This is a genomic window from Longimicrobium sp., assembly GCF_035474595.1.
GTDB lineage: Bacteria > Gemmatimonadota > Gemmatimonadetes > Longimicrobiales > Longimicrobiaceae > Longimicrobium.
Genome location: NZ_DATIND010000083.1, coordinates 95,070 through 108,915 on the forward strand (window position 1 = coordinate 95,070; position 13,846 = coordinate 108,915).

The 13,846-nt window shown below is 69.6% G+C and carries 14 protein-coding genes; 12 read left to right on the forward strand and 2 right to left on the reverse strand.

The genetic code is table 11. The features are described from left to right. The first annotated feature begins 1 nt into the window (after position 1). The 8 genes from pucL (at position 2) to VLK66_RS14755 (ending at position 9,722) form a co-directional block, all read left to right on the forward strand. Positions 2–850 (forward strand): factor-independent urate hydroxylase, encoded by an 849-nt coding sequence (gene pucL, locus VLK66_RS14720; RefSeq protein ID WP_325310196.1) that lies wholly within the window; start codon positions 2–4, stop codon positions 848–850. A 409-nt stretch (positions 851–1,259) separates the two neighbouring features. Next, the gene (locus VLK66_RS14725; protein ID WP_325310197.1) at positions 1,260–1,979 is read left to right on the forward strand and encodes an esterase family protein; all 720 of its coding nucleotides are present in this window, start codon (positions 1,260–1,262) and stop codon (positions 1,977–1,979) included. Positions 1,980–2,312: 333 nt separating this feature from the next. Further along, positions 2,313–3,725 (forward strand): hypothetical protein, encoded by a 1,413-nt coding sequence (locus tag VLK66_RS14730; protein ID WP_325310198.1) that lies wholly within the window; start codon positions 2,313–2,315, stop codon positions 3,723–3,725. Further along, positions 3,722–5,086: a circularly permuted type 2 ATP-grasp protein gene (locus tag VLK66_RS14735; RefSeq protein WP_325310199.1), complete on the forward strand. Its 1,365-nt coding sequence runs from the start codon at positions 3,722–3,724 to the stop codon at positions 5,084–5,086. The genes VLK66_RS14730 and VLK66_RS14735 overlap by 4 nt, the downstream gene beginning before the upstream one ends. Positions 5,087–5,459: 373 nt before the next feature. Further along, the gene (locus VLK66_RS14740) at positions 5,460–6,602 is read left to right on the forward strand and encodes a carboxylate-amine ligase (protein WP_325310200.1); all 1,143 of its coding nucleotides are present in this window, start codon (positions 5,460–5,462) and stop codon (positions 6,600–6,602) included. A 591-nt stretch (positions 6,603–7,193) separates the two neighbouring features. Further along, positions 7,194–7,649 (forward strand): polyhydroxyalkanoate synthesis regulator DNA-binding domain-containing protein, encoded by a 456-nt coding sequence (locus VLK66_RS14745; RefSeq protein WP_325310201.1) that lies wholly within the window; start codon positions 7,194–7,196, stop codon positions 7,647–7,649. 51 nt (positions 7,650–7,700) lie between these two features. Then, on the forward strand, positions 7,701–8,363 hold the full coding sequence (locus VLK66_RS14750; protein WP_325310202.1) for a phasin family protein: 663 nt from the start codon (positions 7,701–7,703) through the stop codon (positions 8,361–8,363). 102 nt (positions 8,364–8,465) lie between these two features. After that, positions 8,466–9,722 (forward strand): patatin-like phospholipase family protein, encoded by a 1,257-nt coding sequence (locus tag VLK66_RS14755; RefSeq protein ID WP_325310203.1) that lies wholly within the window; start codon positions 8,466–8,468, stop codon positions 9,720–9,722. Positions 9,723–9,798: 76 nt separating this feature from the next. Here VLK66_RS14755 and VLK66_RS14760 read toward each other — a convergent pair whose 3' ends face one another. Next, positions 9,799–10,206 carry a type II toxin-antitoxin system VapC family toxin gene (locus VLK66_RS14760; protein WP_325310204.1) on the reverse strand — a complete coding sequence of 136 codons (408 nt, stop codon included), beginning with the start codon at positions 10,204–10,206 and terminating at the stop codon, positions 9,799–9,801. Next, entirely contained in the window at positions 10,203–10,472 is a 270-nt protein-coding gene (locus VLK66_RS14765; protein ID WP_325310205.1) for a hypothetical protein, read from the reverse strand. Before VLK66_RS14765 ends, VLK66_RS14760 begins: the two co-directional genes overlap by 4 nt. Before the next feature lie 220 nt (positions 10,473–10,692). Here VLK66_RS14765 and VLK66_RS14770 point away from each other — a divergent pair, with 220 nt between their 5' ends. The 4 genes from VLK66_RS14770 to VLK66_RS14785 all read left to right on the forward strand — a co-directional run bounded on the left by VLK66_RS14770 (position 10,693) and on the right by VLK66_RS14785 (position 13,700). After that, complete coding sequence (locus tag VLK66_RS14770; RefSeq protein ID WP_325310206.1) at positions 10,693–11,865, forward strand: acyl-CoA dehydrogenase; 1,173 nt, start codon at positions 10,693–10,695, stop codon at positions 11,863–11,865. A 224-nt stretch (positions 11,866–12,089) separates the two neighbouring features. Then, positions 12,090–12,701, forward strand: coding sequence for a hypothetical protein (locus VLK66_RS14775; RefSeq protein ID WP_325310207.1), 612 nt, complete (start codon positions 12,090–12,092; stop codon positions 12,699–12,701). Between the two features lie 318 nt (positions 12,702–13,019). Then, entirely contained in the window at positions 13,020–13,301 is a 282-nt protein-coding gene (locus VLK66_RS14780) for a hypothetical protein (RefSeq protein ID WP_325310208.1), read from the forward strand. Positions 13,302–13,403: 102 nt separating this feature from the next. Continuing rightward, positions 13,404–13,700 (forward strand): hypothetical protein, encoded by a 297-nt coding sequence (locus VLK66_RS14785; RefSeq protein WP_325310209.1) that lies wholly within the window; start codon positions 13,404–13,406, stop codon positions 13,698–13,700. The last annotated feature ends 146 nt before the right edge of the window (positions 13,701–13,846 follow it).

Genomic DNA, 13,846 nt, shown 5'->3' on the forward strand with positions numbered 1-13,846 from the left:
GATGCCCGCCGCGCTGGGCCCCAGCAACTACGGCAAGTCCCGCGTCCGCCTGTTCCGCGTCACCCGCGACGGCGAACGCCACGACGTGGCGGACCTCACCGTCGACGTGGCGTTCGAGGGGAAGTACCGCGACGTGCACCTGCAGGGCGACAACGCCGCCGTGCTGCCGACCGACACCATGCGCAACACCGTCTACGCGCTGGCGAAGCAGCACCCGGTGACGCCGGTGGAGGGCTTCGGCCGCGCGCTGGCGGAGCACTTCCTGGGCGCGACGGAGGAGTGCGACCGCGTGCGCATCCGCATCGCCACGCACGGGTGGGAGCGCATCGCCGTGGGCGGGCGGCCGCATCGGCACAGCTTCGTGCGCGGCAGCGGCGAGCGGCGGATGGCCTACGTCTTCGCCGACCGCGATTCCGTGCGGTTCGAGGCGGGGATCGAGGACCTGGAGGTGCTGAAGACCACGCAGTCGGCCTTCGAGGGATACATCAAGGACCGCTACACCACGCTCCCGGAGACCAGGGACCGCATCTTCGCGACGATCGTCTCCGCGCGCTGGAAGTACGCGAGCGCGCCGGCCGATTTCGACGCCGCCTTCGCCGCCGTCCGCACGGCGATGCTGGAGACCTTCGCCGAGCACGAGTCGAAGTCCGTGCAGCAGACGCTGTACGCGATGGGCGCCGCCGCGCTGGACGCGGCGCCGGAGATCCCCGAGATCCGTCTCTCCCTCCCCAACCGCCACCACCTGCTGTTCGACATCGGCCGGTTCGGGCTGGAGAACCGGAACGAGGTGTTCGTCCCCACGCCGGAGCCGTTCGGCCTGATCGAGGCCACGGTGGTGCGGACGGAATAGCCCGGCCCGAGCCTTCCCCTCCCCCGCCAATGGAATTGGCGGGCAACAACAGCACAAAGTCCCTGCGGGACTGCGCCCCCGGCATCCTGCCGGTCACCGGCCCGGTGAAATCCGCCGAATGAGTTGAAGGTGGCAGGCCACGCCGAAGCCCCGTCCCTCTCCCAGGCGGTTTGGGGAGAGGGACAGGCTGGCCGGCGACGCGGCGGGAGTCGCGCCGGCCGGCCAGGGAGAGGACCCGCGGCGCCGCGGACGCGCGGCATCGTCCGAATCGTGGAGGCGCCCCATCCGTGGGCGCCTCTTTCGCTTTCCAGCCCGATGCATAGGTTGGCGGGCCTGTGGATTGCATCCGGCGCGCACCAATCCGCCGGTGGCTGCCCGCGCGCGCGACCCTTCCGGAGATGGTAAGACGGTGAACCGAGAGTACCACCGCTGGTACAGCCCGTCGCTCGGCCGCGACATGGAGATGCTGGTGTTCGGCTGGGGCGGCGCCCGGCTGCTGGTGTATCCCACCTCGATGGGGCGCTACTTCGAGTGGGAAGACCGCGGGATGATGGACGCGCTGGGCGACCAGATCCGCGGCGGGCACCTGCAGGTATTCTGCGTGGACAGCGTGGACGCCGAGAGCTGGTACGCCAGGTGGAAGCACCCGCACGACCGCGCGGTGCGCCAGGGGCAGTACGAGGACTACATCCTGCGCGAGGTGCTCCCCTTCTCGTCGTCGCGCAACGGCAACTCCTACCTGATCGCCGCCGGCGCCAGCTTCGGCGCCTACCACGCCGTGAACATCGGCCTGCGCAACCCGTGGGTGTTCAACCGCGTGCTGGGGATGAGCGGCCTGTACGACATCCGCGAGCAGACCGACGGCTACTACGACGACACCATCGCCGCGCAGAACCCGTCGCACTACATCAGCACCATCGACGACCACGGGCGGCTGGAGGCCCTGCGCCGGATGGACGTCATCCTCGCCACCGGCCACGACGACTCGTTCGTGGAGAACAACCGCTACCTCTCCCGCATCCTGTGGGAGAAGGGGATCGGCAACGCGCTCCGCCTGTGGGACGGCTGGGCGCACGACTGGCCGTGGTGGAAGGACATGGTCCGCGCATACATCGGCGGGCACGACTGAGGGGACAGGGGACAGGGAAGGCGGTGCGGAGACGGAGTTACGCGCAAGCCGCGGCGCTGCTGCCCTCTCCGGCCGGCCGAGGCCGTCCACCTCTCCCGTACCGGGAGAAGTAGCTCGGCGGGCATCCGGCACGCCCGAAGCATCAGCGTGCGAAGAGAGGTTGCAGGGCTCGCGGATGGTGCGGCAGCCCCCCTCGCCCGGTACGGGAGAGGGCGAGCGCCCTGAGGCGCGGGGAGAGGGCGGCGCGGGTCTTTTCGGAGACGCGCCTGCGCACGCGTGGGAAGGCAGTTCAACCGGTTTCTCTCGAAGTAAAAACGATTCGAGCACGGGGGGATGAAGATGACGCTGAAGGTGGGCTTGATCGTGGGGCGCGAGTGGTCGTTCCCCCCCGCGTTCATCGAGGAGGTGAACCGCCGCGACCAGGGCGTGACCGCCGAATACGTGAAGCTGGGCGCGCCGCGCATGGACGACCCTTGCGAGTACGCCGTCATCATCGACCGCATCTCGCACGAGGTGCCGTTCTACCGCACCTACCTGAAGCAGGCGGCGCTCGCCGGGTGCGCGGTGGTGAACAACCCCTTCATGTGGACGGCCGACGACAAGTTCTTCGGCGCCGCGCTGGCCACCTCGCTCGGCATCGCCCACCCCAAGACGGTGGTGCTGCCGAACAAGGAGTACATCCCCGGCATCGTGCACGAGGAGTCGCTGCGCAACCTGCAGTATCCGCTGGACTGGCAGGGGATCGTCGAGTACGTCGGCCTTCCCTGCATCCTCAAGGACGCGCACGGCGGGGGATGGAAGGACGTGTACGTCTGCCGCAGCCTGGAGGAGCTGATCCACCACTACGACACCAGCGGCCTGCTGACGATGATCGTGCAGGAGTTCATCGAGTGGGACCAGTTCATCCGCTGCATCTGCATCGGCCAGGACAAGGTGATGCCGATCAAGTACGACCCCAAGGAGCGGAAGTACCACGTCGAGCACGAGCACCTGACGCCCGAGCTGGGCCAGCGCGTGATCGCCGACTCGCTGAAGCTGGTGCGGGCGCTGGGATACGACATGAACTCGATGGAGTGGGCGGTGCGCGACGGCATCCCCTACGCCATCGACTTCATGAACCCCGCGCCGGATATGGACATCTACTCGCTGACGCCGCACTACTTCGAGTGGGCGATCAGCGCCATGGCCGACATGGCCATCGACCTGGCGAAGAACCCGCGCCGCCAGGTGCGCGACCTGCGCTGGGACGCGCTCTTCACCCACTCGCGCGAGGGCGGCGGCGGGGCGAGCACCGCGCAGGACACCGGCCCCGGCGGCGGCACCGCGTTCGGCCCCGGCTTCATGGGCGGCGGCGGCCGCGGCGAGGGCGGCGGCACGGACCCCGGCTCCGGCTCACCCTCCAGTGGGTCGGGCGATCCTTCCGGCGCCCCTTCGGGCGGTGGCGAGGGTGGCGGCTCGAACGCCCCCGGCGGGTCCTCACACGACGCGCAGGGCGGCAGCTCGCCGATCCAGGGCGCCCCGAACAGCGTGGTCGACGCCTCGCCGGCGGCGGACCTGGAGCCCGCGGCCGACGCATCGCAGCCGCCGCACGGGGGCGACGAGCGCGGCGGAGTGACGGCGGACGGCGGGGGGCCGGCCGGGTCGAAGGAAGGCGGGAACGGTCGATCGGCGGCGGGCGAAGGCGGGCGGGCGGGGGAGGACACTTCGCCGGACGCGGCGTCGCGCTCGGCGCAGGAGCAGGCGTGAGCGCGGAGGCCCTGCGCCGGGCGATCGACGCCTGGCACGGGCTGCTGGGCGACGAGGGGCTCGCCGCGGACAGCGCCGAGCGGATGGAGCAGGAGCACCGCTCGCTGGGGATGTACTTCGGCGAGCGCGCGCTCTGCACCGTGCTGCGCCCGCGCTTCTTCACGCCGGGTCAGTGGGCGGGGATCCGGCGCGGCGTGGAGACGCTGATGGGCGCCTTCCGCCGCGCCCACGAGGCGGCCATGCGCGATCCGGCGCTGCTCGCCCGGTTCCATCTCCTGGACTGGGAGCGCGAGCTGGTCGCGCAGGACCCGGGCTTCCGCTCGCCATGCCCCACCAGCCGCCTGGACGCCTTCTTCGACCCCGACGACGGGTCGCTGCGCTTCACCGAGTACAACGCCGAGACGCCGGCCGGGCCCGCGTACATGGACAACCTCAGCGAGGTGTTCCTGGCGCTCCCCGTCACCGGCAAGTTCCTGCGCACGCATGCCGTCTACCCGCTTCCCGCGCGGCATGGGGTGCTGCACGCGCTGCTGGGCGCATACGCCGAGTGGAGCGGCCGGCGCGAACTGCCGCGCATCGGCATCCTGGACTGGGCCGAGGTGCCCACCTACAGCGAGTTCGTCTTCTTCCGCGACTACTTCCGCCAGCACGGCATCGCCTGCGAGATCGCCGACCCGCGCACCCTGGAGTACCGCGAGGGAAAGCTGATGGCGGGCGACTTCCACATCACCCTCATCTACAAGCGCGTGCTGATCGACGAGCTGGTGCTGCGGATGGGGATGGACAACCCCGTGGTCCGCGCGGTCCGCGACGGCGCCGTGTGCATGGTGAACCCCTTCCGCTGCAAGGTGCTGTACAAGAAGGCCTCGCTCGCCGTGCTCGGCGACGAGCGCAACGCGCACCTGTTCTCGCCCGACGAGATGCGCGCGATCGAGGCGCACGTGCCGTGGACGCGCATCGTGGAGGCGCGGCGCACGCGCTTCCATGGCGACGAGATCGACCTGCTGGAGTGGGCGGAGGGGAACCGCGAGCGGCTGGTGCTGAAGCCGAACGACGACTACGGCGGGCGCGGCATCGTCCTGGGCTGGCTGGTGTCCGACGACGAGTGGCGGGCGGCGCTGAAGACGGCCACGGAAACGCCGTACGTGCTGCAGGAGCGCATCCATCTCCCCGTCGAGCCGTTCCCCAGCTGGGTGGACGGGAAGGTGGAGATCTACGACCGGATGGTGGACGTGGCGCCGTTCGTCACCCGCACCGCCACGATCGACGGCGCGCTCACCCGCATCGCCACCGACCCGCTGCTGAACGTGACCGCCGGCGGCGGCTCGTCCGTCGCCACGATGCTGGTGGAGGCGCGGTAGGCGCGGCGACGCGGCAGGCATCTTCGCCGCGCCGCGCGAACGTCGATTCCGCGAGAACCTTCGGCGTGGTGCGATCGGCATCCTGCCCGCCAGGTTGGCCCCCTCCCCGGCCCCTCCGCCCGCTCCGCGGGGGAGGGGAGAACTCATCGAGGAGGCACCACCGGCTCGGAGCCGCCACGATGGCGCGGCGCGAGTCCGCGAAGGCGGACTTCGGGCGGTTGTTGCCGCGAATTCATTCGCCTTCCCCACCCCGGCTCGATCCCCATCACCCCCGCGGTAAACAATTTGCGGCTGGCGCGGGGTGGGACGGCTGCGCATCATCCCCAGATACGATTTTCGTTCATCTCCATCGCCATCCGGGAGAGGACCCGCCATGCAGGCTCCGTCGCTGACGCTTGGGATCGAGGAAGAGTACCAGATCATCGACCCGGAGACGCGCGAGCTGCGCTCGTACATCACCGAGATTCTGGACCACGACCACCTGATCCTGGGCGAGATCAAGCCCGAGCTGCACCAGAGCATCGTGGAGGTGGGGAGCCCCGTCTGCCAGACGCCCACGGAGCTGCGCGGCGAGCTGAACCGGCTGCGGCGGATGGTGATGGACCTGGCCGCGCGGAAGGGGCTGAAGGTGGTGGCGGCGGGCACGCACCCGTTCAGCAGCTGGATGACGCAGGAGATCACGCCGCTGGAGCGCTACCTGGGCGTGAAGCAGGACATGCAGGACCTTGCACAGCAGCTGCTGATCTTCGGCACGCACGTGCACGTGGGGATCGAGGACCGCGAGTTCATGATCGACGCCCTGAACGTGGCGCGCTACTTCCTTCCCCACATCCTCTGCCTGTGCAGCTCCAGCCCGTTCTGGATGGGGCGCAACACCGGCCTGAAGAGCTACCGCAGCGTCATCTTCCGCAACTTCCCGCGCACCGGCGTGCCGCGCGTGCTGCGCGACTGGCGCGAGTTCGAGTCGCTCAGCAACACGCTGGTGGAGACCGGGTGCATCCCCGACGGCAGCAAGATCTACTGGGACGTGCGGCCGCACCACAAGTTCCCCACGCTGGAGTTCCGCTTCCTGGACGTGTGCACGCGCGTGGACGAGGCCGTCTGCGTGGCCGCGCTGCTCCAGGCCATCGTGCTGAAGCTGTGGAAGCTGCGGCGCGACAACATGACCTTCCGCGTGTACGCGCACGACCTGATCGAGGAGAACAAGTGGCGCGCCGTGCGCTACGGCTTCGACGGCAAGCTGATCGACTTCGGCAAGAAGGCCGAGTGCCCGGCGCGCGACCTGATCCGCGAGATGCTGGAGTGGTTCCTGGACGACGTGGTGGACGAGCTGGGAAGCCGCGGTGCCATCGAGTACGCCTTCCGCATCATGGACGAGGGATCGAGCGCCGACCGCCAGCTCCGCGTCTACCAGGAGACGGGAAGCCTGCAGGCCGTGGTCGACCACCTGATCGCGGAAACCGAGGAAGGCGTGTACTCGGCCGCGGAGCGCGAGCACGCCCACATGGGTGCGTGAACGCGCCCGGCAGCACATCGGGCTCTGGACAGAAGCAGAGGCAGCAGAGGACGGGGGTTCTCTGCTGCCTCCGCGTTTGCGTCTGGAGCAAGGCTCCGGTGTCGTCTGGCGCCGCGGCCCTCTCCCCCCGCCCCCTCCCCCAAAACCGACTGGGGGAGGGGGAGACCTCATCGAGAGAAGAGATTTCGGCGCGGCGGGATGGCACCTTGCCCGCCTGGCTGGCCCCCCTCCCTGGCCCCTCCGCCCGCTCCGCGGGGGTGGGGAGAACTCAGCGCCGGAGCGAGGTCGTCGCGTCACGGAAGCATGGCTGAGATGGAGTTTCGGCACGTGGGGATGCTGGAGAGCCACCTCCTCCCGGAACGGGAGGGGGTCGCGCCCTCCGGCGCGGGGGGAGGGCGCGAGGCATCCGAAGCGCGCCACCCGGTTCAGCGTGATGGAGTCGCACTCCCGCACTCCCGCACTCCCGCACTTGGCACTTGGCACTTGGCACTTGGCACTTCCCGATGAATTGCGCACCGCGTTACGATGCTTGACGGCCATGACGCACCGCGTTATCATCCATCCAGCGCGGCGCGAACCCGAGGGGAGACAATGGCGCGAGTGATCAAGCGGTACGGCAACCGGAAGCTCTACGACGTGCAGGCCAGCGAGTACGTGTCGCTGGAGCAGGTCGCCGGCATCATCCGCGGCGGCGAGACGGTGGAGGTGGTGGACAACGTGACGGGCGAGGACATCACCGCCCAGACCCTCACGCAGGTGGTGCTGGAAGAGGGCAAGCGCGGGCGCGGGCTGCTGGGCGCCGAGCTGCTGCACGACCTGCTCCGGAAGAGCGGGAAGGCGATCGAGTCCGGCGTGGGCCAGGTGCGCCACGGCGTGGACGAGCTGGTGAGCGCCTCGCTGGGGCGCGTGACGCGGGTGCTGCAGGGCCCGCAGACGCAGGAGCTGAAGCAGCTCCGGCAGCAGCTGGCCCAGCTCGAGGCCACGCTGAACCGCGTGCTGGAAGAGCAGGAAGACGCCCGGCGCGACGACGAAACGCCGCGGGGCTGAGGGTTTTCCGATGGCTGACGTGGGACCACACCGGGGACGGAGACGACACCGATGAGCACGAACGGCACGAAGGGCGGCGCGGGGATCCTGCGCCTGGGCGACCTGCCGAAGAACGTGGCCGACCGCGTGGTGAAGCTGCCCAGGGAGATCGCCGAGGGCGTGACCACGCGCGGCCGCGACGTGTGGCTGGCCGGGCTGGGCGCGCTGGCGGCGGCCGAGGACCGCGGCAGCGCCTTCTACGGCTCGCTGGTGAAGCAGGGCGAGGAGCTGGTGAAGCGCGGCGAGACCGTGGAGACGCGCGGCAAGGCGCGCTGGTCGGAGCTGAAGGACGACGTCGGCACCCGCCAGGAGGCGGTGGTGGAGAAGGTGGAGAGCACGATCGTCGACCCCGTCGTGGACGCGCTGCGCAAGCTGGGCGTGCCCACCCGCGCCGAGGTGCAGACGCTTTCCACGCAGGTCGAGTCGCTCACCGAGCGCGTGAACCTGCTGATCGCAAAGCTGGAGCGCCGCCACGGCACCGTGTTCTCGGTGGTCTTCCGCGCGGGCGAGTGGGCGGTGGAGAAGAGCGGGACCACCGCGCCGCTCAGCGTGCACGCTTCCGAGGCCGATGCGCTGGAGGCCGCGCGCCTGCTGGCCGTGGAGAGCCGCCCCTGCGAGGTGGTGATCCACCGCGAGGACGGCAGCGTGCAGAACACCGTGGTGTACGACGCGTAAGCCGGTGCACGGCTTCTGCAACAGCCCCGACGGGTGCGGGCGCGCGGAGACTTTCTCCGCGCCCTCGCACCCTTTTTCACGCCCGCGGTGTACGCTACACGCATGAGCAACAACCACGAAGGCGCCGGCGAGGCCGGCGATCGGCCGCGGATCGGCGTGGCCCTGGCGGGCGGGGTGCTGGAGGGCGGCTTCTACGAGGTGGGCGTGCTCTGCGCCCTGCAGGACGCCATCCGCGGACTGGACTTCACCCGCGCGGACGTGTACGTGGGCGTGAGCTCGGGCGCGGTCATCACCTCGCTGCTGGCCAACGGTATCCCCCCGCGCACGCTTTCCCGCGCCATCCTCTCGCTCGCCGGGCCCGACCTCAACCTGGATCCCAACATCCTCTTCACCCCCGCGGTGCGCGAGTACGCCCGCCGCGTGGCGAAAGTCCCCGGCCTGGTGGGGCGATGGGTGAAGCGGCGCATCGAGCGGCCGCTGGACATGTCCATCATCGGGTCGCTGCTGGAGCTGGGCGCGCTCACGCCGGTGGGGATCTTCGACAGCGCGCCGATGGAGCGCTACCTGTCGCGCGTGTTCTCCAGCGGCGGGCGCAGCAACGACTTCCGTCGGCTGAAGGGCGCGCTCCGCGTGGTCGCGGTGAAGCTGGACACCTCGGAGCTGGTGACCTTCGGCGGGCCGGGGTACGACCACATCCCCATCTCCCGCGCGGTGCAGGCAAGTCTGGCGCTCCCCGGCTTCTACTGCCCGGTTGAGATCGAGGGCGAGCCGTACATCGACGGGGTGGCGCGGCGGACGCTGAACGCCAGCGTGGCGCTGGAAGAGGGCGCGGACCTGCTCTTCTGCGTGAACCCCATCGTCCCGGTGGACGTGCACGCGGACGGGTCGGACGGCTCGAACGGGAACGGCAACGGGAAGAAGACGAAGAGCCTGTCGGACTACGGGCTGCCGGCGGTGCTCTCGCAGACCTTCCGCACCGCGATCCACTCGCGGATGGGGACGGGGTTCCGCAGCTACGCCCACACCTATCCCGGCGCGGATGTGATCCTGGTGGAGCCGGAGCTGGGCGACCACCGGATGTTCTTCTCCAACATCTTCAGCGTGACCAACCGCCGCGACGTGTGCGAGCACGCGTACGCCCGCACGCTGGCCTACCTGCGCGCGAACGAGGTGGAGATCGCGGAGAAGCTGGCGCGCAGCGGAATGTCGCTGCGCCGCGAGGTGCTGGACGACCCGCGTCGCACCCTGTTCTCCGCGGACGAACGCCCGCCCCGCGACGGCGTGGTGGGCGAGATCCGCGATGCGCTCGACCGCCTGGGCGAGGTGCTGGAGCGCCTGGAGCGCCGCCCGGCCGCATAGCGCGCCCGACCGACCGAACACGACGAAGCCCCGGACGAGAGCATCGGCCGGGGCTTCGTCCTGTTCAGCTATCCTTTCACGGGACTACATCGAAATGCCCGCGCGGGGTGCGATACGCATGGAAATGCCGGTCCAGCGTGAAGACGCGCCGGATGTCCAGCGTCTCCGCGGCGGCCACGAGGGAGGCATCCGCGAAATCCATCGGAGAGTCCGCGTACTGCCGCATCAACGCGCGGACCCGGTCCAGCTCGCCGGGGTCCGGGGGATGCAGCCGGACGATGCCGTCCGCATAGAGATTCCACAACTCCTCCTGCGCGGCCAGCCCACCGGCATGGAAGAGGAAATACATGGCCTCGGTGAAACAGGGCCACGTCGTCACGAAGGTCGTGGAACCGATCCGATCGAGAACCGCGACCGACCGCATGTGCCAGCTGTCGTTGCGGTCGATCAGGGCGACGAGCGGCCCGGTATCGCACAGGGTCACAGGCGTCCCTCGCGCTTCTTGGCGACGAGATAGTCGGTGAACGCGTTGCCCGAAGGTCGCGACAGCGCTTCGATCCCGCCGCTCGCGATCCGGCCGACGCGCCCCGCCAGACGCTGGCTGATGGGCACCTGCGACTCGGCCGGCGTATCGCTTTCCTGCTGGGGAAGCTGCGCGGCGATCCATCCCGCGGGCGTGGTGCCGGCGGCGGCCGCGGCTTCTTCGACCTGCTGGTAGATGTCGTCCGGGAGTTCGACCATTCTGCTCATCGAATCACCTCCTGTCTGTCCAAATCTACCAAAGCGCGCCGTTTACGTCCATGCGCGCATGCGGCCGCTAAAACGCGTCGCGGCGGCTCCCCGCGATCCGGTCTCCATCATCCCCCCGTCCTCTCGTCCTTTCGCGCGCGAGGTGCTAACTTGTGCGCGTTCCATCGCTTCGGCGCGCGCCGGGGCGGACGGGGAGAAACGATTCCGCATCCAGAGCTGAATGATGGCTACCGTTGACCTTGCCGCCGGCGGCGCCCCGCTGACCGTGCTGAGCGAAGACGAGCAGATGTTCCGCGACCTGGTTCGCCAGTTCGCGGAAGACGAGGTGCGCCCCCGCGTGCACGCCATGGACGAGGCGCAGAAGATGGACCCCGCGCTCATCCCGCAGTTCTTCGAGCTGGGGCTGATGGGGATCGAAGTGCCCGAGGAGTTCGGCGGCACCGGCAGCTCGTTCTTCACCGCCGCGCTGGTGGTGGAGGAGCTTTCCCGCGTGGACGCCAGCGTGGGCGTGCTGGTGGACGTGCAGAACACGCTGGTGAACAACGCTTTCCTGCGCTGGGGCTCGGACGAGCTGAAGACGAAGTATCTCCCCCAGCTCTGCGCGGAGAAGGTGGGCGCCTACGCGCTTTCCGAGGCCGGCTCCGGCTCCGACGCCTTCGCGCTGGCCACGCGCGCGACGAAGGTGGACGGCGGCTTCCGGCTCACCGGGCGCAAGCTGTGGATCACCAACGGCGCCGAGGCCGAGGTGTTCATCGTCTTCGCCAACGTGGATCCGTCGGCCGGGTACCGCGGCATCACCGCGTTCATCGTGGAGAAGGGCTTCGACGGCTTCTCGGTAGGGAAGAAGGAGGACAAGCTCGGCATCCGCGCCTCGTCCACCACCGAGCTGATCCTGGAGGACGTCTTCGTCCCCGCCGGGAACGTGCTGGGCGAGGTGGGGAAGGGGTACAAGACCGCGATCGAGACGCTGAACGAGGGCCGCATCGGCATCGGCGCGCAGATGATCGGGATCGGCACGGGCGCGCTGGAGGCGACCATCAGGTACGTGCAGGAGCGCGAGCAGTTCGGGAAGAAGATCGGCGACTTCCAGGGCGTGCAGTTCCAGATCGCCCAGATGGCCGTGGAGCTCGAGGCGGCGCGGCTGATGGTGTACAACGCCGCGCGGCTGAAGGACGCGGGGCAGCCGTTCCTGCAGGAGGCGGCCATGGCCAAGCTCTTCAGCAGCCAGGTGGCCCAGCGCATCGCGTCGACGTGCATCGACCTGTACGGCGGCTACGGCTTCACCCGCGAGTACCCGGTGGAGAAGTTCTACCGCGACAGCAAGATCGGCACGATCTACGAGGGCACCAGCAACATGCAGCTGAACACCATCGCCAAGAACCTGATGAAGTAGGCTCCACGCGACGGATCGGATGGCGACGCCCCGGCCGGGGACCTCCCGGCTGGGGCTTTCGTTCATCCAGGATCGCGAAGAATGCCGGTCCCGCTCCGATTCCCGCGGGACAACGCCGGATGCGGCGGCGCGCGACTTTTCCGACGTGCCGGGGACGATTACGTTACGGACCCGCCCGCTCTTTCCCCCCCGACATTTCCGCCCCTTCCTCGGAGATCCTTCACATGGCGCCTCCAGTCCAGGTCGTCGCCTTCACCGACCGCGCGTCCACGCGGGTGACCTATCGTCCCGGAACCACCGACCTGGCCGGCGGCGTGGGCGGGATCTGCATCTCGATGGTGCTGATGTGGCTGCGCAAGTCGTTGGAAACCGGCGGGCAGGTCACCGCCCAGCACCTCCGCGACGGCCTGCATGTGGCCACGCTGCGCGAGGGTGCGTACCTGCGGAACGCGCGGGCCGACCGCCGCGCGCGGGCCGCGGGGCTGCCGCTGTTCGGCGCGATCCGAGACCTGTTCGCCTCGTACGGCCTGGTGATGCACGAGCGCCACAAGGAAGACAACGCGCTCCACTCGTTCTTCTATCCCGTCATGGAGATGTCGCTGGCTCCCGGTCATTACGCCTTCTGGATGACACGCCCGGGGTATTCGGGGCACGCCATGGGGCTGGTGCTCGACGAGGATGGCCCGTGCTTCTGGTTCGAGCCCAACGGCGGCGTGTACCGATGGAACGACCTGAACGAGCTGCTCGACTGGCTCCCGGACAAGCTGGATACCTTCAGCTTCAGCGCGGGCTACAGGGGAGGAGCCTACCACTTCGCGCGCGTCACCCTCGGCTGAGGGCGGACGTGCCAAGGCTGTTCATCGACGCGGCGGCATAGCGCACCAGCTCCCAGACCGTGGACTCCACGGACGAGGGTGCGAGACAGGCCCCCGACCGGAATCTCCCGGCGGGGGCTTCGCTCGTTTAAGAGCGCGAACGATACACTGCGATCCTTGACCGATCTCCGATGCCGCGATTAATCTGCCGATCCCCCTACCGTACGGCGCCTGTTTGTGCGATCGATCGCGTCGCCGGCGGCGAGCCGTCGTGCCGTTCCCGCGGGGGAAGCCGCCTCCGCGGGTGATGTCCATCCCCCCAAGCCGGGAGAGCCAGCGATGGAGAAGACGCGCCTCAGCCTGGACGAGCTGGAAGTCCAGTCGTTCGCCACGACCAGCGAAGTCGGCCGGCAGCGCGGCACGGTGCGCGGCCACGACGCCCCCACCGACCAGGTGGAGTGCCCCACCGCCGACGTGAACTGGAACACCTGCTGGGAGAGCTGCGCGGACACCAACTGCTGCGGCGGGGGCGGCGGGCCGTCGGGCGACTGCACGGTGGACTGCTGGTCGGACTGGTGCTCGTGGGATTGCTACTGGACCTGGTACATCAGCTGGTGCTGAGCGGCCCCGCGGCCGGCGGGTGCACGCCCGCCGGCCGCCCTCATGCGCGGGGGAGCCGCCTCCGCGCCGACGTGACCCCACCCCCGCCCGGAGTACCCCGCGATGCAGAAGACCCGCCTCAGGCTGGACGACCTGGAGATCCAGTCGTTCGCGACCACCGGCGACACCGCGCAGCAGCGCGGCACCGTCCGCGGCCACGACGCGCCGACGGACCCGGTGGAATGCCCCACCGCGGACCCGAACTGGAACACCTGCTGGGAAACCTGTGCCGACACCTGCGGCAACACCTGCGGCTGCGGCGGCGGGGGCGGAGATTCGACCGGCTGCGGCGGCTTCTCGGACTGGGCGTGCACGGGCAACTGCTCCACGACCTGGTACGTCAGCCTCTGCTGGTACTGAATCCGTTCGGCGGCCCCGCGGACCCGGAGGGATGCGGCGGGTCGAACCGGGAATGCACAGGCAGCTGCTCCACCACGGGGTACGTCACCCCTCTGCGGGTGAGCGTGCGCCACCCGGCGGAGTTGGCCCCGCCGGGTGGCGCCGCG

What these genes read in the sequence shown, in the direction of transcription:
- VLK66_RS14750 (WP_325310202.1), top strand. Translation starts at nt 7,701, where the DNA reads ATGAGCACGAACGGCACGAAGGGCGGCGCGGGGATCCTGCGCCTGGGC.
- VLK66_RS14780 (WP_325310208.1), top strand. Translation starts at nt 13,020, where the DNA reads ATGGAGAAGACGCGCCTCAGCCTGGACGAGCTGGAAGTCCAGTCGTTC.
- VLK66_RS14730 (WP_325310198.1), top strand. Translation starts at nt 2,313, where the DNA reads ATGAAGATGACGCTGAAGGTGGGCTTGATCGTGGGGCGCGAGTGGTCG.
- VLK66_RS14770 (WP_325310206.1), top strand. Translation starts at nt 10,693, where the DNA reads ATGATGGCTACCGTTGACCTTGCCGCCGGCGGCGCCCCGCTGACCGTG.
- VLK66_RS14740 (WP_325310200.1), top strand. Translation starts at nt 5,460, where the DNA reads ATGCAGGCTCCGTCGCTGACGCTTGGGATCGAGGAAGAGTACCAGATC.
- pucL (WP_325310196.1), top strand. Translation starts at nt 2, where the DNA reads ATGCCCGCCGCGCTGGGCCCCAGCAACTACGGCAAGTCCCGCGTCCGC.
- VLK66_RS14765 (WP_325310205.1), bottom strand. Translation starts at nt 10,472, where the DNA reads ATGAGCAGAATGGTCGAACTCCCGGACGACATCTACCAGCAGGTCGAA.
- VLK66_RS14745 (WP_325310201.1), top strand. Translation starts at nt 7,194, where the DNA reads ATGGCGCGAGTGATCAAGCGGTACGGCAACCGGAAGCTCTACGACGTG.
- VLK66_RS14785 (WP_325310209.1), top strand. Translation starts at nt 13,404, where the DNA reads ATGCAGAAGACCCGCCTCAGGCTGGACGACCTGGAGATCCAGTCGTTC.
- VLK66_RS14775 (WP_325310207.1), top strand. Translation starts at nt 12,090, where the DNA reads ATGGCGCCTCCAGTCCAGGTCGTCGCCTTCACCGACCGCGCGTCCACG.
- VLK66_RS14755 (WP_325310203.1), top strand. Translation starts at nt 8,466, where the DNA reads ATGAGCAACAACCACGAAGGCGCCGGCGAGGCCGGCGATCGGCCGCGG.